The organism is Brevundimonas sp., assembly GCF_046299595.1.
In the GTDB taxonomy this organism is placed as follows: Bacteria; Pseudomonadota; Alphaproteobacteria; order Caulobacterales; family Caulobacteraceae; genus Brevundimonas.
In genome coordinates, this window is sequence record NZ_JBKBHQ010000001.1 from 2,195,264 (window position 1) to 2,218,062 (window position 22,799).

23 protein-coding genes are annotated in these 22,799 nt (G+C 68.1%); 14 read left to right on the plus strand and 9 right to left on the minus strand.

Translation table 11 applies throughout. The features are described 5' to 3' along the window. The first annotated feature begins 3 nt into the window (after positions 1-3). The 4 genes from ACK4E3_RS10880 (at position 4) to ACK4E3_RS10895 (ending at position 2,256) form a co-directional block, all read left to right on the plus strand. Positions 4-606 carry an EF-hand domain-containing protein gene (locus tag ACK4E3_RS10880; protein ID WP_409700465.1) on the plus strand — a complete coding sequence of 201 codons (603 nt, stop codon included), beginning with the start codon at positions 4-6 and terminating at the stop codon, positions 604-606. 66 nt (positions 607-672) lie between these two features. Continuing rightward, a complete protein-coding gene (locus ACK4E3_RS10885) occupies positions 673-1,245 on the plus strand; it encodes an RNA polymerase sigma factor (RefSeq protein WP_409701253.1) in 573 nt (190 codons plus the stop codon). Between the two features lie 10 nt (positions 1,246-1,255). Then, positions 1,256-1,702 (plus strand): hypothetical protein, encoded by a 447-nt coding sequence (locus ACK4E3_RS10890; protein WP_409700468.1) that lies wholly within the window; start codon positions 1,256-1,258, stop codon positions 1,700-1,702. Next, positions 1,699-2,256, plus strand: coding sequence for a periplasmic heavy metal sensor (locus ACK4E3_RS10895; RefSeq protein ID WP_409700471.1), 558 nt, complete (start codon positions 1,699-1,701; stop codon positions 2,254-2,256). The genes ACK4E3_RS10890 and ACK4E3_RS10895 overlap by 4 nt, the downstream gene beginning before the upstream one ends. Here ACK4E3_RS10895 and ACK4E3_RS10900 read toward each other — a convergent pair. After that, positions 2,238-4,673, minus strand: coding sequence for a PAS domain-containing sensor histidine kinase (locus ACK4E3_RS10900; RefSeq protein WP_409700474.1), 2,436 nt, complete (start codon positions 4,671-4,673; stop codon positions 2,238-2,240). The genes ACK4E3_RS10895 and ACK4E3_RS10900 overlap by 19 nt on opposite strands. Positions 4,674-4,833: 160 nt before the next feature. Continuing rightward, the gene (locus ACK4E3_RS10905; protein ID WP_409700477.1) at positions 4,834-5,439 is read right to left on the minus strand and encodes a hypothetical protein; all 606 of its coding nucleotides are present in this window, start codon (positions 5,437-5,439) and stop codon (positions 4,834-4,836) included. Between the two features lie 187 nt (positions 5,440-5,626). Between ACK4E3_RS10905 and ACK4E3_RS10910 the strand changes: the two genes are divergently transcribed. Then, positions 5,627-7,849, plus strand: coding sequence for a TonB-dependent hemoglobin/transferrin/lactoferrin family receptor (locus tag ACK4E3_RS10910; protein ID WP_409700480.1), 2,223 nt, complete (start codon positions 5,627-5,629; stop codon positions 7,847-7,849). A 24-nt stretch (positions 7,850-7,873) separates the two neighbouring features. Next, positions 7,874-8,872 carry a DUF6607 family protein gene (locus tag ACK4E3_RS10915; RefSeq protein WP_409700483.1) on the plus strand — a complete coding sequence of 333 codons (999 nt, stop codon included), beginning with the start codon at positions 7,874-7,876 and terminating at the stop codon, positions 8,870-8,872. Positions 8,873-8,963: 91 nt separating this feature from the next. On the opposite strand, the gene ACK4E3_RS10920 is transcribed toward ACK4E3_RS10915, so the two are convergent. Next, positions 8,964-9,374: a CBS domain-containing protein gene (locus ACK4E3_RS10920; protein ID WP_409700486.1), complete on the minus strand. Its 411-nt coding sequence runs from the start codon at positions 9,372-9,374 to the stop codon at positions 8,964-8,966. 97 nt (positions 9,375-9,471) lie between these two features. Here ACK4E3_RS10920 and ACK4E3_RS10925 point away from each other — a divergent pair, with 97 nt between their 5' ends. From ACK4E3_RS10925 to ACK4E3_RS10940, 4 genes are all read left to right on the plus strand, one after another. Further along, positions 9,472-10,974: an aldehyde dehydrogenase family protein gene (locus ACK4E3_RS10925; RefSeq protein ID WP_409700489.1), complete on the plus strand. Its 1,503-nt coding sequence runs from the start codon at positions 9,472-9,474 to the stop codon at positions 10,972-10,974. Positions 10,975-11,051: 77 nt separating this feature from the next. Then, positions 11,052-12,893 carry a monovalent cation:proton antiporter-2 (CPA2) family protein gene (locus ACK4E3_RS10930; RefSeq protein WP_409700493.1) on the plus strand — a complete coding sequence of 614 codons (1,842 nt, stop codon included), beginning with the start codon at positions 11,052-11,054 and terminating at the stop codon, positions 12,891-12,893. 32 nt (positions 12,894-12,925) lie between these two features. Next, positions 12,926-13,930 (plus strand): tRNA dihydrouridine(20/20a) synthase DusA, encoded by a 1,005-nt coding sequence (gene dusA, locus ACK4E3_RS10935; RefSeq protein WP_409700496.1) that lies wholly within the window; start codon positions 12,926-12,928, stop codon positions 13,928-13,930. Next, positions 13,927-14,763, plus strand: coding sequence for a sulfite exporter TauE/SafE family protein (locus ACK4E3_RS10940; RefSeq protein WP_409700499.1), 837 nt, complete (start codon positions 13,927-13,929; stop codon positions 14,761-14,763). Before dusA ends, ACK4E3_RS10940 begins: the two co-directional genes overlap by 4 nt. A 3-nt stretch (positions 14,764-14,766) precedes the next feature. Here the strand turns inward: ACK4E3_RS10940 and ACK4E3_RS10945 are convergent, their stop codons facing one another. Together ACK4E3_RS10945 and ACK4E3_RS10950 are read right to left on the minus strand one after the other, a co-directional pair. After that, the gene (locus ACK4E3_RS10945; RefSeq protein WP_409700502.1) at positions 14,767-15,225 is read right to left on the minus strand and encodes a TIGR02281 family clan AA aspartic protease; all 459 of its coding nucleotides are present in this window, start codon (positions 15,223-15,225) and stop codon (positions 14,767-14,769) included. Between the two features lie 99 nt (positions 15,226-15,324). Next, positions 15,325-15,558 (minus strand): DUF1289 domain-containing protein, encoded by a 234-nt coding sequence (locus ACK4E3_RS10950; protein ID WP_409700505.1) that lies wholly within the window; start codon positions 15,556-15,558, stop codon positions 15,325-15,327. 227 nt (positions 15,559-15,785) lie between these two features. Between ACK4E3_RS10950 and ACK4E3_RS10955 the strand changes: the two genes are divergently transcribed. Both ACK4E3_RS10955 and ACK4E3_RS10960 read left to right on the plus strand, forming a co-directional pair. Next, positions 15,786-15,935, plus strand: a complete 150-nt coding sequence (locus tag ACK4E3_RS10955) for a hypothetical protein (RefSeq protein WP_409700508.1) — start codon at positions 15,786-15,788, stop codon at positions 15,933-15,935. Between the two features lie 130 nt (positions 15,936-16,065). Then, on the plus strand, positions 16,066-16,869 hold the full coding sequence (locus ACK4E3_RS10960) for an enoyl-CoA hydratase-related protein (RefSeq protein ID WP_409700511.1): 804 nt from the start codon (positions 16,066-16,068) through the stop codon (positions 16,867-16,869). Between the two features lie 5 nt (positions 16,870-16,874). Here ACK4E3_RS10960 and ACK4E3_RS10965 read toward each other — a convergent pair whose 3' ends face one another. The 4 genes from ACK4E3_RS10965 to ACK4E3_RS10980 all read right to left on the minus strand — a co-directional run bounded on the left by ACK4E3_RS10965 (position 16,875) and on the right by ACK4E3_RS10980 (position 20,600). Beyond that, positions 16,875-17,888 (minus strand): HlyD family secretion protein, encoded by a 1,014-nt coding sequence (locus ACK4E3_RS10965; RefSeq protein WP_409700515.1) that lies wholly within the window; start codon positions 17,886-17,888, stop codon positions 16,875-16,877. Positions 17,889-17,915: 27 nt separating this feature from the next. Further along, positions 17,916-18,671, minus strand: a complete 756-nt coding sequence (locus ACK4E3_RS10970; RefSeq protein ID WP_409700518.1) for an ABC transporter ATP-binding protein — start codon at positions 18,669-18,671, stop codon at positions 17,916-17,918. After that, on the minus strand, positions 18,668-19,843 hold the full coding sequence (locus tag ACK4E3_RS10975; protein ID WP_409700520.1) for an ABC transporter permease: 1,176 nt from the start codon (positions 19,841-19,843) through the stop codon (positions 18,668-18,670). Before ACK4E3_RS10975 ends, ACK4E3_RS10970 begins: the two co-directional genes overlap by 4 nt. Before the next feature lie 61 nt (positions 19,844-19,904). Beyond that, positions 19,905-20,600, minus strand: coding sequence for an HAD-IA family hydrolase (locus ACK4E3_RS10980; protein ID WP_409700523.1), 696 nt, complete (start codon positions 20,598-20,600; stop codon positions 19,905-19,907). Between the two features lie 147 nt (positions 20,601-20,747). On the opposite strand from ACK4E3_RS10980, the gene glmU reads away from it, so the two are divergent. Together glmU and rpiA are read left to right on the plus strand one after the other, a co-directional pair. Further along, positions 20,748-22,085: a bifunctional UDP-N-acetylglucosamine diphosphorylase/glucosamine-1-phosphate N-acetyltransferase GlmU gene (gene glmU / locus ACK4E3_RS10985; RefSeq protein ID WP_409700526.1), complete on the plus strand. Its 1,338-nt coding sequence runs from the start codon at positions 20,748-20,750 to the stop codon at positions 22,083-22,085. A gap of 3 nt (positions 22,086-22,088) precedes the next feature. Then, entirely contained in the window at positions 22,089-22,775 is a 687-nt protein-coding gene (gene rpiA, locus ACK4E3_RS10990) for a ribose-5-phosphate isomerase RpiA (RefSeq protein WP_409700529.1), read from the plus strand. Positions 22,776-22,799: the final 24 nt, after the last annotated feature.

The window sequence follows — 22,799 nt, forward strand, 5'->3', positions numbered from 1 at the left end:
CCCATGAAAAAGACCCTCATCACCACCGCCGCCCTGAGCCTCGCTCTGGCCGGTTCCGCCTTTGCCCAGGACAACCAGCGCCGCGCCGCGCCCGAGCGGGTCAGCCAGGCCGAGTTCGTCGAGCGGGCGGTCTCGCGTCTGGTCGCGGCCGACACCAACCGCGATGGTATGGTCAGCCAGGCCGAGATGCAGGCCCAGCGCGAGCAGATGCGCACCCAGCGTCAGGCCAGGAGCGCCGAGCGTCGTGCCCAGATGTTCGACCGCCTCGATGCCAACAATGATGGCGTGGTCTCGCGCGAGGAGTTCGAAGCCGCCCGCCAGCGCGGCGAGCGTGCGCGCGGTGCCGGTGAAATGCGTCGTGGCGCGGCCATGATGCGTCGCGGCGGTGCCCGCATGCAGGGCCAGGCCGGCGAGATGCGTCGTGGCTGGCCTGAAGGTGGCGTCTCGATCGCCGAGGCCCGCCAGCGTGCGGCCGAGCGGTTCGCCGCCATGGATGCCAATGGCGATGGCTATGTGACGCAGGACGAGCGTCGTGCCTATATGCAGGCACGACAAGGCGAGCGGCGTGAGCGCATGGCGCAGCGTCGTCAGCAGGCGTCGGACTGATCCCGATGCCGGGCATGGTCGGCCATAGCCCGATCGCCCGCCCGGCGCGTCACGGAGCGAAGCGATCTGGTGACTTCAGCCGTCGATCCCGACGAAGACCTGGTACGCCGCGCGGGTCATGGCGACCCCGCGGCCATCCAGGCGCTGGTGGCCCGCAAGTTGCCGCGGATGCTGGCTCTGGCCACGCGGATGCTGGGCGACGAGGCCGAGGCCGAGGATGTGGCGCAGGAGGCGATGCTTCGCGCCTGGAAACAGGTGCCCCGCTGGACCTTCGGCAAGGCGCGCTTCGATACCTGGCTGCACAGGGTCGGGCTCAATCTCTGCTACGACCGCCTGCGCAAGCGGCGCGAAGTGGTGATGGCCGAGCCCCCCGACCAGATCGACGATGCGCCCACGCCCGAGGCGGCCATGGCGCGGCAGGATCTTACCTTGCGCATCAAGGCCGGGCTCGATGCCCTGCCCGAGCGTCAGCGCGAGGCCATCGTGCTCTGTCACTATCAGGGGTTGAGCAACATCGAGGCGGCAGAGTTGATGGACGTGAGTGTGGACGCGCTGGAGAGTCTTCTGGCGCGCGGACGGCGGGGGCTGCGCGAGCGCCTGGCGCCCCTGGCTGCCGAAGTGTCGGCGAAGGATTGCTGAGGATATGGCCATGAGCACCGGGCCTGAAATGCAGATGGACCAGAGGCGCTTCGAGGCGCTGATCGCGGCCTATGGCGCGGACGTGCGCCGTTGGCCGCAGGGCGAGCGCGCGGGCGCCGAACAGTTCGTCAGCCGTGAGCCGGAGCTGAGCGCGCGCCTGATGTTTGATGCGCGCATGACCGATGCCCTGCTCGACACCCTCAGCCCCCCTGTGGTGAGCGCCCGCCTGCGCGATGCCGTGATCGCCGCGGCTCCGCGCCCGCGCCGTCATCTGCTGGGCGCACTGAGGCCGAGGCCGATGGCGTGGCTTTCAGGTGCCGGCTGGGCGGCAGCGTGCGCCGCCGGGGTGATCGTCGGCGTGCATCAGGCCCATCAGCTCACCCTCGATGCCCAGGCCGATGCGCTTCTCTATCAGGCGGAATACGAAGCCGTGGACGATGTGGAGATTCTGGGATGAGCCCGCGCAATCTGAAGATCGCCCTGGCCGTTTCGGTCGCCGTGAACCTGTTCGTGGTGGGGGCTCTGGCGGGCGGGCTGGTGGTGGGCGCGCGCTATCTGGCCGACCGGCGCCCTCCGCCGGAGCCTCCGGCCTTCCGACAGTCGGTGGAGCGTCTCGATCCCGAGCAGAGCGAGCGAGTGCGTCAGAGCCTGCGCCAGTCCGCACTCGAGGCCCGGGACGACTTCCGCCGCTCGCGCGCCGCACGTCGCGAGGCGGTCGAGCTGGCCGGGGCCGAGAGCTTCGATGCCGATGCCGTGCGCGCGCGTCTGGCCGAGGCGAGAGAGGCGGAGATGCGCGCACGCGCCCGTCTGGAAGACGGAACGGTCGAGATCATGCAGACCCTGGAGCGCGAGGATCGCCAGCGGCTTTCGGTCATGCTGATGCGCCAGTCACCGCGCATGCGTCCGTCACGCATGGAAAACGGCGGGCGCATGGAGAACGGGGCCATGGAAAGACGCGCCGTCGAGAGCCGTGGACCGGCTGCGAACGGACCTCAAGCCGCGCGTGACTGAGGCTGAGCCGTGCCGCCGTGCTGGGGCGGGTTTTCCACCGTGCCCGCAGAGAGGCTGCGTGACAGGGTGAAGCTGACCGTGGTGCCCGCGCCCGGCTCGCTCTCCAGCGACAGCGCTCCGCCGTGGATCTCGACCAGTGACTTGCTGAGCGCGAGGCCCAGCCCCGAACCCTTGGTGGTCTTGGAATGCTGGCCTTCAACCTGCTCGAAGGGCTGGGCGAGGCGGCCGATGTCCTCTGAGGCGATGCCGATGCCAGTATCGCGCACCCACAGACGAACGTGGCTCTCGCTCTGGTCGAAGCCGAGGGTGATGGTGCCGCCGGCGGGCGTGAACTTAACGGCATTGGACAGCAGGTTCAGCAGCACCTGCTTCACGGCGCGGTAGTCTGCATTGATCTCGGGCATGGCCTCGGGCAGGGCGCGCATGAGCCTGAGATCGGCCTCCTCGGCGCGGCCGCGGATCAGGCGCAGGGCGTCCTCGCACACCTCGCGCAGGGCTACGGGCTCCAGACGCAGCGTCATCTTGCCCGCCTCGATCTTGGCCATGTCGAGAATGTCGTTGATGAGCGCGAGCAGGTGCTGGCCAGAGTCGAGGATGTCCTTGGCGTAACCCTTGTATCTCGGGTCGCCGAGGGGGCCGAACATCTCGGTGGACATGATCTCGGAGAAGCCGTTGATGGCGTTGAGCGGCGTGCGCAACTCGTGGCTCATGTTGGCGAGGAACTCGCTCTTGGCCTGATTGGCCGCTTCGGCGCGCGTCTTGGCGACCTCGTACTTGCGTGCGAGTTGCGACAGGTGCTCCTGGCTTTCTTCCAGCCGGTCAACCATGCGCTGAAGCTCCTCGGCAGCGAGGCGACGGTCTTCTTCCTGGCGCTTGATGGGTGTGATGTCGGCGGCGATCACCACCGAGCCGCCGTCGCCGGTCAGGCGCTCTGACACCTGCAGCCAGCGCCCGTCGTGCAGCTCGACCTCCTGCACGCCCGCCCGGCCCGAGGTCGAGGGGGCGCTGGAGCGGATCGCCAGGCTGGCGATGCGGTTCAGGTCATCGCGCGGCGCACCCACCTTCAGCACCTTGGCCGAAAAACCGAAGGCGTCCTGAAAGGCCTGATTGCACAGGATCAGACGACCGTGGCGGTCGAACAGCACAAAGGCATCGGAGATGCTCTCGATGGCATCGCGCAGCCGGTTCTCGGCGGCCATGGCGCGTGCTCGCGTGATGCGGGCCTCGGTCACGTCGATGGCCACGCCTATGATCTCGTCATAGCCATCGTGGGCGCGCGTCCCCTGGGCCTGACCGCGCGCATCGAGCCAGCGATAGGCACCGCCTTCAAGCTCGACGCGGAAACTGACCTCGAAGGTGCCATAGGCCGCCGCCTGCCCAAGGGCATGGATCACCCGCTCGCGGTGGCGGGGATGCACGTGCGCCAGAAAGTCGTCGCCGCTCAGCCTGCCGCCGGGTTCCAGCCCCATCATGTCCGCCATGACGTCCGAGAGCATGACGCGGTCATCGCTCAGCGACCATTGCCAGACCCCGCAGCGCGCCGCCTCGACAGCCATGCGAAAGCGCCGCTCGCTGTCGGCCCAGATGCGGTTGGCCGTCTCGGCGCGACGGCCCTGCACCAGCAGCAGCACGGTCAGCCCCACCCCGATCACCAGTGGACCCAGCAGGATCCACACACTGCCCAGCAGCTCTGTGAAAGTGCCCATGGGCGTGGGCGCAGGCCGGGCAGCCAGGGCGAGCAGCGGCATCTGGCCCACGGGCCGCACCGCGGCGCTGATCCGATCGTCGGACGCGGCCAGGGCATCGGAGCGGCTGGCCTCTTGCACGGCTTCGAGGGTCAGGCCGTAAAGCTCGCTTACGTTGGCGATGCCGCTGCGGGTGCTGCTGGTCAGGATGCGCCCGTCAGGACTGGCCAGCGACACGACCACGTCACGCTCGATGGCGATGGGACGGGGCAGGGTCACGCGCGCAACCACATGGCCGCCTCCATCGAGGCGAAGGGCGACATAGACCTGGCCCGTGCTGTCCGCCGGAGCGATCTGAAGCTCGGCGGCCGGGTCGTCCAGACGCCTGATCACGCCCTCGAACCCCTCGCCTGTGCTCGCCACGACGCGCCCGCCAGCGGCAAGCTGCGCCATCGGGGTGTCCACGAGGCCCGCTGATGCGGTTTCCAGCGCCTCCATGGGGTTGCGCCCGGCGCGGGAAAGGGCGCGCTCTGCGGTCGAGAGGGAGGCGACCACCGGACCAAGGGCAGCTTCGGCATCGGCGGCGGCGAGGCGGGCCTGGGTGTTCAGAAGGCGCGCCGTCTCCAGACCCTCGGTGGTCGGGCGAGAGCCGATCTGCTGGGCGTAGAGCAGGGTGAAGATGGACAGGCCCACCGCCGCGGACAGGATCAGGATACGAACCCAGGCGGGCATGGCGACGCCCGCGCGGGCGCCCGCGTCATGATCTGTGGACCGGCGACCGGGCCGGTTATGGCGGCGTTCCTTGCCGCGCACCCGCAGCTCTCCCCTGATGATTCGACCCGTTCAGGCGAGGGTAGGCTGCGTCGCAGATTCGTGTCGAGCCGTTATGCGCTCAGGCGGCGCGCTCGCGCGCGGGGCTGGCGGACCCTGCGGTCATGGGGCCGGGTGAGGCCGGCTCTGACACATCGACGGTGCGCAGCACCTCTCGGATGGATTTCAGCGCCGCCTCGGCCTCGCGGGCCAGACGGCGCATTTCGGGGGGCGCATCCTCGGGGCTTTCGGCCACGGCATCGCGCATGGCCTCGGCCAGCTTCATCAGCCGGGGCGCCGCCGCGATCAGGCGGGCCTGAAACTCGATCTTCTCGGGATCGCGGTCGTATTCCGCACCGGGCACGCGCCAGCCGCCCCAGTCGGCCTCGTCCGTCACCACGATGGGATAGGTGCCCGGATGGGGATGATGCAGACAGTCCTCGGGCGCCTGCCACTTGTTACGCCCGCGCATCAGTCGCCAGTGATCTCCGGCCTGCTGGTCGGCGTCGTCGCCGGGAAGCAGCAGCTCGTGGGGCAGGAACTCGCGCCCGAGCCCGACGTCGTAGGTGACGCGCACCGGCTCATCAAAGCCCTTGGCCCAGACAGGCCGGACCTTCTCGATGTGGGCCCATGCGCCGACGCATTCGACCCAGACCTTCTGGCCTTTCTGAAACTGAGCGCGCGCCATCCATCAAACCCTTTTCTGATACAGCCCGGCGAGTTTGCCCCAGCAGGGTTAGCGGGCCGTTTCACGCGGCACAGTTTTTCGAATTGATATTGCGTCTGATAATCGTTCGCAGTAATTGCCCCCGGCATAGTCGGAATCGCCGTTCGGGAGCGCGGCGGGACCGACACACTCAAGGATCATTTTCCCAATGCACAACGCTTCCCACAGCCGCCCCCAGATCGCATCGGCGTCCCTGCTGGCCCTCGCCCTGTCCGCCGGACTGGCCTGTCCGGCAGCGGCCACAGAGCCCGAGCCCGGCGAGGGCGCAACGCGCGTTGCCCCCGTCACCATCATCGCCACCCGCAGTCCCGAGAGCGTCGACACCGTTCCCGCCACTGTGAGCGTGATCACCGAAGACGAGATCGAGGCCAACATCGTCACGGACCTCAAGGATCTGGTGCGCTACGAGCCGGGCCTGAGCGTGCCCACAAGTCCGGTTCGCTTCTCGGCGGCCCTTTCGGGTGCGGGGCGCGACGGCAACTCGGGCATCACCATACGCGGCCTTGGCGGCGACCGGGTGCTGATGGTCGTCGACGGCGTGCGCGTGCCTGACGGCTTCAGCTTCGGTGCCCAGAACGTGGGCCGGGGCGGCTATGCCGATCTGGACACCATGAGCCGCGTGGAAATCCTGCGGGGCCCGGCCTCGGCCCTCTATGGCTCGGACGGCGTGGCCGGGGCGGTCAGCTTTACCACCCGCGATCCCGAGAGCCTGCTGGGAGAGCGCAGCTTCGCGGGCCGTGCGCGCATCGGCTACACCTCCGCAGACGAGGGGCTGGTCGGCAGTCTCAATCTGGCCGCGCGCGCGGGCAGCCTGTCGGGCCTGGTGTCCTACACCCACCGCGAGGCGAGCGAGACCGACAATCAGGGCACCGTGGACACCGAGGACGCCAGCCGCACCCGCCCCAATCCGCTGTCGCTTGCCTCGGACGCTTGGCTAGGCAAGCTGGTGTGGGCTCCCGCCGACAATCACCGCCTGCGCCTGACGCTGGATCACTTTGATTCGCACATGAGCGGCGATGCGCTCAGCTCACGCTCTGCGACCGTGCGCCAGGTGCTGGCCGAGGACGAGATGAGCCGCACGCGCGTCAGTCTCGATCACCGTTTCGAGCGGGCTCTGGGCCTCGATCAGGGCTTCTGGTCGCTCTACTGGCAGCAGTCCGAAAGCCGCCAGTTCACCTATGAGGACCGCGAGCCTCTGGTGGACCGCACCCGCGATGTGACCTTCGACAACCGCGTGGTCGGTCTGGCGGTGGAAGGTCAGCGCAGCCTTGCCCTCGCAGGAGTCGAGCACCGGCTGGTGTTCGGCGGCGATGTCTCGCGCACCCGCCAGGAAGGCATTCGCGACGGCACTGTGCCGCCAGCGGGCGAGACCTTTCCCGCCCGCGCCTTTCCGATCACCGACTATACGCTGGCTGGCATCTTCATACAGGACGACATCCGCCTGATGGGTGGCCGGCTGATCGTGACACCGGCCCTGCGCTTCGACGCCTTTGAACTGACCCCGCGCGATGACGCGCTCTACACCGGTGCCATCGTGGGCCGCAGCGACAGCCGCCTGTCGCCCAAGCTGGGTCTCATGTACTGGGCCACGCCCAACCTGGGGCTCTATGCCAGCTATGGCTCGGGCTTCAAGGCGCCCACGCCGCTACAGGTGAACAGCGCCTTCTCGAACCCCGTGTTCGGCTATGTCTCCATCCCCAATCCCGATCTGGGGCCGGAGACCAGCGAGAGCGTGGAAGCGGGTTTCCGCCTGCGCGACATCGAGACCTTCGGCGCGCGCTGGGCGCTCTCGGTCACGGCCTTTCATGCCGACTATGACGACTTCATCAGCCAGCAGGTGGTGGGCGGCAGCTTCACGCCTGCGGACCCGGCCATCTATCAGTATGTCAACCTGACGGCAGTGCGGGTGCGGGGGCTGGAGGCGCGCACCTCGCTGGACTGGGACAACGGCGTGGGCGTCTTCGCGGCCCTGTCCCTGACGGAGGGCTGGCAGTCGACGCCAGCGGGTGAAGTGGCCCTGGCGAGCGTCGATCCGGTGCGTCTGGTGGCGGGCCTGACCTATACGGCCCCTTCGCGCCGCTGGGGCGGACAGTTGTCCGTCAATGCCTCGGGCACCCGCTCCAATCTGCAGACCCGGGCGCTGTCCTGCTACCCCGGCTGCTACCGGGGTGACGCCTTTGCCGTGGTCGATGCCACCGCGTGGTGGGACGTGACCGAGCAGGCCAGCGTGCGCGTGGGCGTCTTCAACCTGCTCGACGAGACCTATGGCTGGTGGAGCGACGTGCGCGGCCTCGCGGCCACCTCGCCGGTGCTCGATGCCTACACCCAGCCGGGGCGCAACTTCGGTGTGTCCCTTGGCTATCGCTTCTGATCCTTTGATACGGGAGACCTGATTATGAAACCCAGACTGACCTCGGCCCTGTTGGCCATGGCCCTTGCCGCCGGCGCGTTGAGCGCAGGCTTGCCCTCCGACGCCCTTGCCCAGACACCGGCAGCGACGGCCAGTGCAGAGCGCGCCCGGTTCGAGGCCGACCGCGCCGCCATCCTGGCTCAGGTCGGTGATTATCGCGTGCGTTTCGACATGCGCGAGACCACGGCGTTTCATGCAGGCTACACCCCGCTGGAGCCCAAGCTGTCGGGCGGTTTCGAGATCGTGCGGGTCATCGAGGACACCGGCACCTTCATCAGCCTCCAGCACATTCTGGTGATGGAACACGGCGGGCAGGCCATGGTCATCAAGCACTGGCGCCAGGACTGGACCTATGAGCCCGAAAGCGTCCTGACCTATGCCGGTCCCGACCAGTGGGTGCGGAGCCCGGTCGCCGAGGCCGAGCGGCGCGGGGCCTGGTCCCAGACCGTCTGGCAGACAGACGATTCTCCGCGCTATGGCGGCGTCGGGCGCTGGAGCCACGATGACGGTCTGGTGCAGTGGACCAGCAATGAGACCTGGCGCCCGCTGGCCCGCCGCGATGCCACGCGCAGCCCCGTCTATGACCGCTATGTCGGCGTGAACCGCCATGCGCTAACGCCCCATGGCTGGGTGCATCTTCAGGACAACGTCAAGATGGGCGTAGGAGAAGGTGATGCGGGCGACCTGGTCGCCTATGTCCACGAGGACGTGGTCAACACCTATCGCCGCAGCGACGAGTTCAGCCCCCGGGCTGGTGATGACTACTGGGCGGCAACGCAAGGCTACTGGCAGGCCGTGCGCGAGGCCTGGGACGCGGCCATAGCGCGCTCGGGCGGCGTGCGGATCGAGGAGCAGGCCGACTGGGGCTCGGTGGTCAGCGAGCGTCTGATGGGCCTGGCCGATCAGGTCGCATCGGGCGCTCTTGATGAGGCCGTGGCCTCGGCGCAGGCGCAGGCGCTCATCGCCGAGGCCACCTCGCGCTGATCGGGTTGGCTGCCGGGCAGGCGTGCGAACCCGCCTGTCCGGTGGTAACAGGGCCGCCCTCGAGCTCCCGGCGGGGGCGGCCCGCCTTGTCCTAGCTGCGCGAGATGCTCTCGAGGGCCTCGCCCGCATACTTCTCCTTGACCCGGATCGACAGGTCGCCCAGCGAGACCACGCCCACGAGCTTCCTGTCCTTGTCCACGATGGGCAGGCGCCGGACCTGCCGCTCGCTCATGAGGTGCAGGACGGTCTTGAGGTCCTCGTCGTCGCGGCACCAGGCAACGTCATGGGTCATGACCTCGGACGCGCGGGTTTCGGGGCTGGCACCGATGGCGAGCGCACGCACGGCAAGATCGCGGTCGGTCAGTGTGCCCACCAGCCGCTCGCCGTCGCACACGGGCACGAAGCCGAACCCGCCGCTGGCCATGTGGCTGGCGATGCTCTGGATGGTGTCGTCGGGCCGGGCGACCACGACATCCTTCGTCATTACGTCACGAACTTTCACGGGCGCTCTCCTGACTGGCCGATGGGTGCTGCTCAAACCCGTGGCGGGGCAGGCCAGTTCCGTCTAGGACCGTAGCGCCTGTCAGGAGACCGCGCCCATGCCCCCCGAGCCCGTTGCCACGACCGCCCTCGAAATCCTGACTCGCCTCGGCGTCAGCGTGAGGGAAGGGGACTTGCGCGTTCAGACCCCCATCGATGGCTCGGAGCTGGTGTCCATCGCCACATCCTCGGCCAATGAGATCGGGCAGGCCTCCGAGCGCGCGCTGGAGGCTTATGATGCCTGGCGCAAGGTGCCCGCGCCGCGCCGCGGCGAGCTGGTGCGCCTGCTGGGCGAGGAGCTGCGCGCCGCCAGGTCGGAACTCGCCGCGCTGGTCACCATCGAAGCGGGCAAGATCGCCTCGGAAGGGGCGGGCGAGGTGCAGGAGATGATCGACATCTGCGACTTCGCCGTGGGCCTGTCGCGCCAGCTCTATGGCCTGACCATGCCCTCCGAGCGTCCCGGCCACCATATGCGCGAGGTGTGGCAGCCGCTGGGGCCGGTGGCGATCATCTCGGCCTTCAATTTTCCCGTGGCGGTCTGGGCGTGGAATGCGGCCATCGCGCTGGTGTGCGGCAACCCCGTGATCTGGAAGCCGTCGGAAAAGACGCCGCTTACGGCACTGGCGACCCAGGCGGTCATGGCGCGGGCGCTGGCGCGCTTCGGCGATGGGCCGGAACATCTTTCCCAGGTGCTGATCGGCGGGGCGGACGTCGGGGCGGCCCTGGCGGGCGATGCGCGCATACCGCTCGTGTCGGCGACGGGCTCTACACGCATGGGCAGGGCGGTCGCCATGAGCGTCGCCGCACGGCTGGGCCGCAGCCTGCTGGAGCTGGGTGGCAACAATGCCATGATCCTCAGCGACAGCGCCGATCTCGATCTGGCCGTGCGCGCCATCGCCTTTTCGGCTGTCGGCACCTGTGGCCAGCGCTGCACGACCTTGCGCCGCCTGATCGTGCACGAGGCGGTGGCCGACACCCTGATCGCGCGGCTGCGCAGCGCCTATGAGACCTTGCCCATCGGCGATCCGCGCAACCCTTCCACCCTCGTCGGGCCTCTGATCGACGAGGCGGCGCGCGACGACTTTGAGGCCGCCATCGCCCGCGCCGTGGACGAGGGCGGGCGTCTGGTCTGCGGGGGCGAGCGCCTGGCAGGCGCAGGTGCCTATGTACGCCCGGCCATCATCGAGATGCCGCTGCAGACCGATGCTGTCATGCACGAAACCTTCGCGCCGATCCTGTATGTGCTGCGCTTCGAGCGTCTTGAAGACGCCATTGCCATGCAGAATGCCGTGCCTCAGGGCCTGTCCTCGTGCATCTTCACCGAGCGCATGCGCGAGGCCGAGGCGTTCCTGTCGGCCTGGGGCTCCGACTGCGGCATCGCCAATGTGAACATCGGGCCTTCGGGTGCCGAGATCGGCGGGGCCTTCGGAGGCGAGAAGGACACCGGCGGCGGGCGCGAGAGCGGGTCCGATGCGTGGAAGGCCTATATGCGTCGCCAGACCCAGACGGTGAACTTCTCCGGTGCCCTGCCTCTGGCCCAGGGCGTGCGTTTCGATCTGTGAGGCTGATCGCCGATATTTTCGGGTGACAGCGCGGCCCTGGCGGGGTTTGCTGCTTGGATCAGGGGCAGGGGGCGATCATGGCGGCAGAACAGGCAGGTCCGGGGCTTGAGCACGCGGTGGCGCTGCTCGCCGCAGCGGTCATCGCGGTGCCCCTGTTTCGCAAGGCGGGCCTCGGCTCGGTGCTGGGCTATCTGACCGCCGGCCTGATCATCGGGCCCTTCGGACTGGGCCTGTTCACCGACCCCGAATCCATACTGCACGTCGCCGAGCTTGGCGTGGTGATGTTCCTGTTCGTCATCGGTCTGGAGATGAGACCCCGGAAGCTGTGGGCGCTTCGTGGCGAAATCTTCGGGCTTGGCGCCGTGCAGGTGCTGGTCTGCGCAGGCCTGCTGACGGTCGTGGGCATTGCGTTCGGCTTCGATCCCATCGTCGCGACCATAGGCGCGTTCGGCTTCGTGCTGTCCTCGACTGCGGTGATCATGCAGATGTTGTCCGAGCGCGGCGAGACCGCAAGCCCTTCGGGCCAGAGGTCGATCTCGATCCTGCTGTTCGAGGATCTGGCCATCGTGCCGCTGCTGGCGGGGGTGGCGATCGTGGCCTCGCTCATGGGCCTGCAAAGCGGCTCGGAGCGAACGGCAGCACAGGCCATCATGATCGCCATTCTGGTGATCGGCGTGGTGATCGTGGCCGGGCGCTGGCTGCTCAACCCGCTGTTCAGGGTGCTGGCGGCCACGGGCGCGCGCGAGGTGATGACGGCGGCGGCCCTGCTGGTGGTGCTGGGCACGGCGGCCTTCATGGCGTGGGGCGGGCTGTCCATGGCCATGGGGGCATTTCTGGCCGGGGTGCTGCTCTCGGGCTCGGTGTTCCGGCATCAGCTGGAGGCAGACATCGAGCCGTTCCGGGGCATCCTGCTGGGGCTTTTCTTCCTGAGTGTGGGTATGGCGCTGGACCTGTCTGTGGTGCTGTCCGACTGGCAGATGATCGCCCTGGGCGTGGTCAGCTTCATGGCTGTGAAGGCCGTGGCCATCTATGGCGTGGCGCGGCTGTTCAGGGCCGACAATCGCGAGGCCATGACGCGCGCGGCCCTGTTTGCTCAGGGCGGCGAGTTCGCCTTCGTGCTCTATGCGGCGGCATCGGCGGCGGGACTGTTCGATGCCAGGGCCAATGCCACCATGACCGCCATCGTGATCCTGTCCATGGCTCTCACGCCGCTGGTTCTGATCGCGCTGCGCCGCCTCATGCCGAGGCCCGTGGTGTCCACCGAGGGTGTGGATCCGGCCGAAGACCTGCACGGGCGGGTGCTGATGATCGGCTTTGGCCGCTTTGCCCAGGTGGTCAGCCAGCCGCTACTGGCGCGCGGTGTCGATATCTCGCTTATCGAGAACGATGTGGAGATGATCCAGGCGGCGGCCGAGTTTGGATTCAAGGTCTATTACGGAGACGGCGAGCGTCTCGACGTGCTGCGCGCCTCGGGCGCGGGCGAGGCCGAGCTGATCCTGGTGTGCGTGGACAAGCCCGAGGCCGCCGATCACATCGTCACCCTGTGCAAGGCCGAGTTCCCCCATGCCAAGGTTTTGGCCCGCGCATACGACCGCGGCCATGCGCTGCGCCTGATCGCCGCTGGCGTGGACTATCAGCTTCGCGAGACGCTGGAGTCGGCGATGGTTTTCGGACGCGAGGCCCTTCGGGCGCTGGGTGTGGAGGATGGCGAGGCTGCGGACATCATGAGCGACGTGCGCCGCCGCGACGAGGAGCGGCTGGAAGTGCAGATTGCAGGCGGCATGTATGCCGGGCGCGACCTGATGCGTGGCAATGCCGATCCGGTGCCTGGCCCCCTGGTTCGCCCGCGCCGCGAGAGCCGTGCCCTGACGCCAGAGACCGCCGCCGTTCTCGCCGACGAGGCCCCGGCCAAAGATTGATCTCGGGCGCGTCTGCGGGCATGGGAAGCGCCATGACCGCCCCCTATGCAGGCAGTGCGCGCTTTTCCGTGGCGCCGATGATGGACTGGACCGACCGGCACTGCCGTGCGTTTCACCGTGCGCTGACCCGCCGCGCCCTGCTCTATACCGAGATGGTCACCACCGGCGCCGTCATCCATGGTGACCGGGAGCGACTGATCGGCTTCGATGCGCTGGAACATCCGGTGGCGCTGCAACTGGGCGGCTCGGACCCCGATGATCTGGCGCAGGCCACGCGGATCGGCTGCGAGGCCGGGTACGACGAGATCAATCTGAACGTGGGCTGCCCGTCCGACCGGGTTCAGTCGGGCCGCTTCGGGGCCTGCCTGATGCGCGAGCCGGAGCTGGTGGCCGCGTGCGTCTCGGCCATGATCGCAGCCAGCACCGTGCCCGTCACCGTCAAGTGTCGCATCGGGGTCGACGATCAGGACCCTCGCCAGGCCCTGCCCGAACTGGTGGACCGTTGTGCCGATGTTGGCGTGCGCCACTTCATCGTCCATGCCCGCAAGGCCTGGCTCAAGGGGCTGTCGCCCAAGGAGAACCGGGACGTGCCGCCGCTGGACTATGTTCTTGTCCACGCCCTGAAGGCTGAACGTCCCCACCTCGACATCAGCATCAACGGCGGGATCGCCACCTTGGAACAGGCGCTGGAGCAACTCCATCACGTCGACGGGGTGATGTTGGGGCGCGCCGCCTATCACGAGCCTGCGCTGCTGGGCCGGGTCGATGCGGCGGTGTTCGGCTGTGCCGATGCGGATGTCGGGCCGTTCGAGGCGGTGGAGCGCCACAAGTCTTATCTGGCCGCCCGCCTTGCCGAGGGCGTGCCGCTGTCGCACATGACGCGGCATATGCTGGGCCTGATGCACGGCCTGCCCGGCGCGCGCAGCTGGCGACGCATCCTGACTGTCGAGGCGATCCGCCCCGGAGCCGGGCTGGAGGTGGTCGAGCGCGCGGCCGATGCGGTGCGCGAGGCCTGCGCGCGCAAGGCTGCGGCTTGATCACCGATCCCCAGAGCCTCGATCTGATGACTCTTGGCCTCATGGGTCTTGCCCTGCTGGGCGCAGGCGTGCTGGCGGGACTGGTCGCAGGCCTGTTCGGGGTGGGCGGAGGCACGGTGATCGTGCCGGCGCTCTTCTATGCCTTTGCCGTGCTGGGTCTGGGGGGCGAGGCCAATCTTCATGTGGCGGTCGGCAGTTCGCTGGCCGTCATCATCGCAACCTCGCTGCGCTCGCTCGCGGCTCATCGCAGGCACGGCGCGGTGGACGAGGACGTGCTGAGGCGCTGGACGCCCTGGGTGGCGCTGGGCGCGCTCATCGGGGCGGGGCTGGCGGGACTGGCCGATCAGGGCACGCTCGGAATCATTTACGGCGTCTGCGTCACGCTTGTGGCCCTGCACATGATGTTCGCGCCCACGGGCCGGGGGGTGTTCAGAGCCATGCCCGAAGGATGGCTGCGTCGCCTGATCGCCAGTGTGATCGGCACCTTGTCGGCCATGATGGGCGTGGGCGGCGGCGCGCTGGGGGGCATGGTCATGACCGCGTGCGGGCGCAGCATCCATCAGGCGGTTGCCACCGCATCGGGCTTTGGTCTCGCCATCGGTATTCCCGCCACCATAGGCTTCGTAGTGGCGGGATGGAGCGTGGCCGGGCGGCCTCCGCTGTCGCTGGGCTTCGTCAATGCGCCCGCCGTGCTGGTCATGGCTCTGGTGACGACGCTCGTTGCCCCTTGGGGTGCGGCACTCGCCCACCGGCTCGATCAGGTGATGCTGAAGCGCGCCTTTGCCGTCTTTCTGCTGCTGACGGCCATGTCGATCGTGGCAAAGGCGCTGTGAGGCTCAGCGCCTGAGCGTGATGGCACTCGGCGTCGCCTCAATGCGTGACAGGCGGCCCAGATAGCTCATGCCCAGCAGCGAGGCGTGAAGGCCGTCCTCGAACACCAGCGCCTCGACCCGCTCGACGCGCGCGCCGTCCACCGAGACGTGCGACAGCTCCACGGGCGCGGCGCGGGCCGGGCCGGATGCGGTCAGCACCTCGCGCCGGAAATCCTCGGGCGCAGGCTCAAGGCCCAGGCGTGCGGCATCGTGACGGGTCAGGGCCACCATGCTCGAGCCCGTGTCGACCAGAAAGCGCACCGGCGCGCCGTTGACCTCGGCCACGGCCCAGTAGTGCCCGTCCGCTGCACGCGCCACACTGGCATCGCGCGGATAGCTGCCATCGAGAAGGTAATAGGCGCCCAGTGCCGCGGCCGTGGCCATGGCAATCACCCCGCCTGAGCGGAAGCCGAACTCGTACATCCCACCACTCGTTACTTGCGCCGCTTTTTGCGGCTTGTGGGAGCACATTAGCGCGCAGGCGTTTTTATCCGGTGAATCGCGCGCTACGGTGGGCAAGTGTCAGTTGGCGCGGGCGCCAGGCCAGGCGGAAAGGCCGAGTTTCTCTGGCGAAATCAGTTGCCTGCGCGCCGAGAGCTGATCGAGAATGATCGCCCGCTCTTCATCCGTATAGCGCGCCCAGGCGGCGATCTCCTGCAGCGAGCGGAAACAGCCCAGGCACAGTCCGCTCTCGCCATCTACCGCACAGACCTTGATGCAGGGCGTCAGAACGGGACGGGCGGGCGAGGTGCTCATCGCCCTCCCATAGGGTGATTTTCGCAGGCGCTGCAACGGCCCGCACGATGATCTGGAGGCCTGCCAATGCGACGGTTGTGCGAAAAATGCTCCGAAAACGGATTAAACCTTGCGCTTTGTGACGATTGTGCGACAATGCAGGAGTGACGCGAAACGACTAAGAGGGTGCAAGCCCCTGCAAGCCGTCCGCGTCTCTTTTCCTCGTTCAAGCGAAAGGAGACGCCAATATGAACGATAAAGAACGCAACATGCAGCACGCCATGATGTCTTTTGCCCTGATGGGCGGGATGCTGGTGAGCCCGCGCCTCGTGCGCCAGTCCAGGGTCGAAAGTCGCCCGCAGGACTTCGTGACAACGCCGAGAAAACCGCGCGGGTAAGCGAAATCCGTCATGGCGAGGTGAGCTTCTGCGAAGGCAGCAAACCACCGAGCCTGACACACGCACTTGAAATGCATGGCCCCGGTCTTCATCAGAAGGCCGGGGTTTTTTCACGCAGGCAGGGTGCACCATGGCGAGCGATCTTCTGAAGCTGGAGTGGCGGGGGCCGCTGGCGATCATCACCATGCAGCGCGCCGGGCGACTGAACGCCCTGCCGGACCTGGATGATGGTCAGGCCTTCGAGACCGTGTGCCGCCAGATCAACGAGACGCCAGCGGCCCGCTGCGCGCTGCTGCTGGCCGAGGGCCGCGCCTTCAGCGCCGGGGGCGACCTGCGCGCGATGAGTGAGCGCCGCGACCTGTTCGCCGGCACGGGCACGGACATCCGCGAGCGTTACCGGCGGGTGGTGCACCGTATCGTCCGCGCCGTGCACGAGCTGGAGGTGCCCCTGATCGCGGGCGTGAATGGTCCGGCCATGGGGCTGGGCTGTGACCTGGCCGGACTGGCCGACATCCGCATCGCATCAAGCGAGGCGCGCTTCGGTGTGCCGTTCCTCAAGCTCGGGATCATTCCGGGCGATGGCGGGGCGTGGCTGTTGCCGCGCCATATCGGCCATGCGCGCGCGGCCCAGATGCTGTTCACCGGCGAGAGCATCGAGGCGGAGAGGGCGCTGAAATGGGGTCTGGTCAACGAGGTGGTGCCCCCCGAGGCGCTGCGGCAGACCTGCGAGGCCTGGGCCGCGCGCATCACCGACAAGCCGCCTCAGGCCCTGCGAATGGCCAAGGCGCTGCTGCGTCAGGGGCGGGAGGCCAGCTTCGAGCAGATGCTGGAGCTTTCGGCAGCCATGCAGGCGCTGGCGCACCTGAGCGAAGATCATCTGGAGGGTGTCGAGGCCGTGCTGGAAAAGCGACCGGCCCGCTTTACCGGAGCCTGAGGGCGTCAGGATGCGCGGCGCTGGGTGCGCATGGCCTGATCGGGCCCGACACCCGCGCCGCTGGCACGCGGGGCACCGGCCTGCTCGCCCGGCTTCATGAACTTCACCAGCACGCGCTGGCCGATCAGGAACGGCGCGCCCTCGGCCGAGACCACCACCTCGACCACGCGCTCGTCGGCCCGCTGGGAGGGGTCGTCCGATTGCAGACGCCTGGCCCCGAACACGCCCGCGCGCCGCAGCACCTGACCCACGTGGATCTGGTCGGGGTTGCCCTCGGGCGTGATCTCGACCTGCTGGCCGACGCTGATGTTGGGAATGTCCGCCTCGACGATCTCGGCGCGCACGATACGTGCGGTGTCGGGCTCGAGATCGAACATGGTCGAAACATTCAGGGTCGAGGCGCCCGAGCCGGGCTGGGCATAGCGCCGCGCGATACGCCCGCTCATGGGTGCGCGGATGATGGTGAGTTCGAGATTGTACTGGGCCTCGTTCAGGCGCGCGCGCGCGGTCTGGACTGCGGCCTGCTGGCTGGCAAGGCGCGCCTCGGCCATGGAGATGGCATCGCGCGCCTGATCGAGACGCTGGGCGGCGATGTAGTTGCTGGCCGCCAGCTGGTTCATGCGCTCGAACTCGCGCTGGGCCGTGGACAGATCCACGCGGATGGTGGCCAGGGCGGACTCGGCCTGACGCACCTCGGCGGTGGCGCGCTGAACGGCGAGGCGGGCCTCGGCATCTTCCTGACGGGCCAGAATCTGACCGGCGGTGACGATGTCGCCTTCGTTGACATAGACCGCGCTGACCACGCCGCCGCGCCGCGCCGCGACCTGAATCACGCCGCCCTCGACGTCTGCCCGGCCATTGGCAATGGCGGCATAGGGGCTGACGGGTGTGGCGGCGACCGCCTGCTGCCGCTCGGCCTCGGCGGCCTGCTGGCCGCGCACGATCACGAAGCCCGCAATGATGATCACCACCAGAATGAGGGCGATCCAGAGCCACTTGTTCTTGAGAAGGCAGGCCATTTCGGGTGGTCTTTCCTTGGGGCGGCGTCAGTGATGAGAGGCCAGGGTGGCCTCGGGGTCGGGGGTGCGGCGCGTATCGTCGAGGATGCGGCCGTCTTCGATGTGGATGATGCGGTCGGCCCAGGCTTCGAGACGCGGGTCGTGGGTCACGCAGATGACCGCCGCCCCGTGCTCGGTTGCGGCGCGGCGCAGCAGGCGGATCACGACCTGACCGTTCTCGCCGTCCAGCGCAGAGGTGGGCTCGTCGGCGAACAGAAGCTGGGGGTCTTTCGACAGACAGCGTGCGATGGCCACGCGCTGCTTCTCGCCGCCCGAAAGCTCCGAGGGGCGCTGGTTCATGCGGTTGCCGAGCCCGACTTCCTCGAGGGCGGCCCTGGCGCGGCGACGCGCCTCGGCGCGATCAAGGCCCTGATACTTCAGCACCGTCATGACCTGTTCGAGCGCGGTGAGGGCGGGGAACAGGTTGAAGCCCTGGAAGATGAAGCCGCAATTCTGAAGCCGGAAGCGGTCGATGCGCCCGGGCGACAGCTTCCACAGATCGTCGATGTCCAGCGCGTCCACCCGGCCCTCGTCCGGGCGCAACAGACCCGAGAGGGCCGCGACCAGGGTGGACTTGCCCGAGCCCGACGGCCCCATGACCATGGTCAGATCACCATGACGCGCGTCGAAATCCACGCCCTTGAGCACCTCGATATAGGAGCGCCCGGTCTTGAAGCGCTTGACCAGCCCCTTGGCCTCAATGGCGAAGTCGCCGTGCCTGCCGTGTGTCTTGGTGGCGCTCATCGCAGCAGGTCCGCAGGCTGGCTCTTCTTGAGGACGCCGAGCGAGAGAAAGCCCGAGGCCATGGCGATCAGCACCAGTCCTCCCCCCACGAAGATCAGCAGCGAGGCGGGCAGGGCGATGATGACGCCGTTCATGGTCGCCAGCAGCTTGACCAGCCAGGTCAGGCCGATGGCGGCGAGCACGCCGACGATGCCGACCCAGAAGCTCAGCTCGATGACGATGTTGCGCAAGCTGCCCATGCCGACGCCCAGCGCCCGCAGCGAGGCGAATTCCTTGATGTTGGCCATGATCGCCCCGCGCAGTGTCTGCCAGGTGATGGCCACGCCGATGATGGTGCCCAGCACCACGCACCCGCCGATGATGATGACGAGGATGCCCTCCTCGAACATGGCGCTGGCATTGGCGGCGGCCAGCTCGCTGCGCGTCCATGCCCGGTACTGACCCCCGCCCATCTCGTTCAGCTGGGCCGCCACGATCTCGGCGCGCTCGGGGTTCTGGATGCCGACCATCAGCGGCCCGACCCTCTGGCTGGAATCGCTGGTCTGGCCGAGCATCCGCATGGTGTCGCGGCTCATGATGATGGTGGCCTGCATCATGTTGGGATAGCCGCGGGTGATGGCCGCCACGCGCACCGTCTGGCCGTTATAGATGGCCCGGTCGCCCAGATTCACATCGAGACGCTGGATGTCGGTCTCGTCGATGGCGATGGTGTAGGGCTGGCGCAGCGCATTGATCAGGTCATCGGAATAGTCGACCGGAATGGTCACCGCGCCCGGCGTGGTGTCGATCACGCGCGCCTGCACGAACTGCTGACGCGGCGCGCGCTGGCGGGCGCGCTCGGCCGGCGACAGGGTCGGGTCGAAGTTGCGGATGCTCTGGAAGCTGCCCCCGGAACCGGCGAGCGGGCGCACTTCGGTGACTTCGGTATGGCGATAGATCAGCGGGATGAAGCGGCGCGGCACGCCCGAAGGACCACCCATCAGGCTGGTGGCACCGGGCTGCATGATCATGATGTCGGCGCGAGAGCGCTCGATCTGGGCGGTGAAGCCCTTGCCGATACCGATGAACACACCGGTCATGGCCAGCACCAGCAGACCGGACAGCGCCAGCGCCATCACGGCGGCCATGTAGCGACGCCATTCGTAAAGCAGTGTTCTGAGCGCAAGCGACATGAAAGCCGGACACCTTCCCCTTGTGGCTTCCTATCTGACGCGGGCGAGGGTTGGAACCAAGTTAAATCGGGGTAAGGCCGAAGTCGCGGCTCAGGCGGGCGATTTCGCCGGGTAACTCGTCGAAGTGGTCGATCAGGCCGTCAGGCTCCAGCTGTCCGGCTGGCGTCTCGGTATAGCCGAAGCTGACCAGGATACAGGGTATCTGTGCGGCGCGTGCGGCGTTCAGGTCCGTGGCGCTGTCCCCGATCATGATGGCGCGGGCAGGCTTGCCGCCACAGGCCGCGACGGCCTCGATCAGATGGGCCGCGGAGGGCTTGCGCGCGCTGACGGCATCGGCGCCGACAATCGCCGCAAAGCGCGATTTCAGCCCGAGAGCCTCAAGCAGGGCCACGGACAGGTCTGTGCGCTTGTTGGTCGCCACGCCGAGGCGCGCGCCTGAAGCCGCAAGGTGGTCGAGCGCATCCGTCAGCCCTGCGAACGCCCGGCTCTCATCGGCGATGCGCGCGCGATAAAGGTCGATGAAGCGGTCCAGCTCGGCGGGGGCCTGCGTCTCGTCCCACGGTGCGCCTGCCTCTGCATGACCGTGGCGCAGCATTGCCAGGGCTCCGTGCCCGACCAGATGGCGGGCGCTGGACAGGGGCACGCCGCGCAAGTCTTTCTCCGCCAGCATGGTGTTGAGCACCCCGATCAGGTCCGGGGCGGTGTCGATGAGTGTGCCGTCCAGATCGAACAGCACGGTCAGGCCGTCATGGGTCATGGTCCGGGCTGTGCCGCCTGCGCCGCGCTGACGCAAGTGCCCTGCAAGGAACGTGACGCAGAAGGCGCACGCTCGCCACGCCTTCGGCTTTGGGCTAGACGGGCAGGGGGCGGATTCGCTCCGGACCGAGCTGCGGGAGAACCTTTCATGAGCGCGCGCGCCGCTGTCATTCTGGCCGCTGGCCAGGGCACCCGGATGAAGAGCCCCCTGCCCAAGGTGCTGCACCGCGTGGGCGGACGGGCCATGCTCGACCATGCCATTGATGCGGCAGAGGCGCTGGGCTGCGCGCGCATAGTCGTCGTGGTCGGCAACCATTCGCCCGAGGTGCGCGCCCATGTCGCGCAGCGGCTGGGCGAGGCCAGCATCGCGGTTCAGGATCCGCCGCTGGGCACCGGCCACGCCGTGCTGGCAGCAAGGCAGGCGCTAGAGGGCTTCGAGGGCGATGTCGTCATCACCTATGGTGATGTGCCCTTGCTGCACGCCGAAGACATTGCGCCCGTGTTCGGCTCGGGGGCGCTCAGTGTGATCGGTTTCGAGGCGCGCGATCCGGGCGACTATGGTCGGCTCGTGATGGAAGGGGACACCCTTGCCGCGATTGTCGAGGCCAAGGAGGCGAGCGCAGAGGTGCTGGCGCTGCGCACCTGCAACTCGGGCGTGATGTGCGCGTCTGCCGCCCTGCTGTTCGATCTGCTGGGCGAGGTCGGCAACGACAATGCCAAGGGCGAATACTATCTCACCGACGTGGTGGCACTGGCGCGCGCGCGCGGCGTCGCGACGCGGGCGGTCATGGCCGCAGAGGACGCGGTCATGGGCGTGAACTCACAGGTCGAGCTGGCCGTGGCCGAGGCCCTGTTCCAGCAGGTCCAGCGCGAGACGCACCTTGAGCGCGGGGTCAGCATGAGCGCGCCCGACACGGTGCATTTCTCGTGGGATACCGAGATCGAGCCCGGAGCGGTCATCGAGCCCTATGTCGTGTTCGGACCCGGCGCCTCGGTGCGCTCGGGCGCGCGCATCCGCGCGTTCAGTCATGTCGAGGGCGCGCTGGTCGAGGCGGGCTGCGAGGTCGGCCCCTATGCGCGCCTGCGCCCCGGTGCGCGCCTGCGCCAGGGCGCAAGGGTGGGCAATTTCGTCGAGGTCAAGAACGTCGAGATGAAGGCCGGAGCCAAGGCCAATCACCTGTCATACCTCGGCGACGGCGTGATCGGTGCGGGCGCGAACATCGGCGCGGGCACGATTTTCTGCAACTATGACGGCTTCTTCAAGCACCGCACCGAGATCGGCGAGGGGGCCTTTGTGGGCTCCAATACCGCCCTTGTCGCGCCGGTGACTATCGGTGCCGGTGCCATGGTGGGCTCGGGCTCGGTGATAACCAGCGATGTCGCGCCGGGCGATCTGGCACTGGCACGCGGGCGACAGGAGGTGCGCGCAGGCTGGGCGGCGCGCTTCATGGAGCGGATGCGCGCCAAGAAGGCCATGAAGGGCTGAGCCATGTCGTCTGACGAGCAGAAGAAGCGCGCTGGCGAGGCGGCAGCACAGCGCGTCGAGGCGGGCATGGTGGTGGGCCTGGGCACAGGCTCCACGGCGGCGTGGTTCGTGCGGGCGCTGGCGGACCGGGGGCTGTCTGGTCTGCGCTGCGTTCCGACCTCAGAGGCCACGGCGGATCTTGCGCGCGAGCTTGGGCTGCCGCTGTCGACGCTTGAGGATACGCCGCGCATAGATCTGACGGTGGACGGGGCCGACGAGGTGGGACCGGGGCTGGCGCTCATCAAGGGCGGCGGCGCGGCCCTGCTGCGCGAAAAGCTGGTCTGGGAGGCCAGCGCGCGCTGCATCGTCATCGCCGATGCGGCCAAGGTGGTCGATCGCCTCGGCCGCTTTCGCCTGCCCATCGAGGTGGTCGCCTTCGGGCACCGCACCACGGCCAATCGCATCGCGGATGTGCTGGCGGATCACGGTTTCGGCCAGGGTGCCGCCCTGCGGACCGCCGAGCGCGGCATCGTGCGCACCGATGGCGGAAATGTTATCTATGACGCGCCCTCGGGGGTGATCGAAAACCCCGCCCAGCTTGCCGCCGACCTCAAGAGCCTGACCGGCGTGGTCGAGCACGGCCTGTTCCTCGATCTGGCTGACGAGGCGATCATCGGTTTGGATTCCGGGGTTGAGCACCTAAATCCGTAAATCCCCCTGTGACTTCCTGCCGAA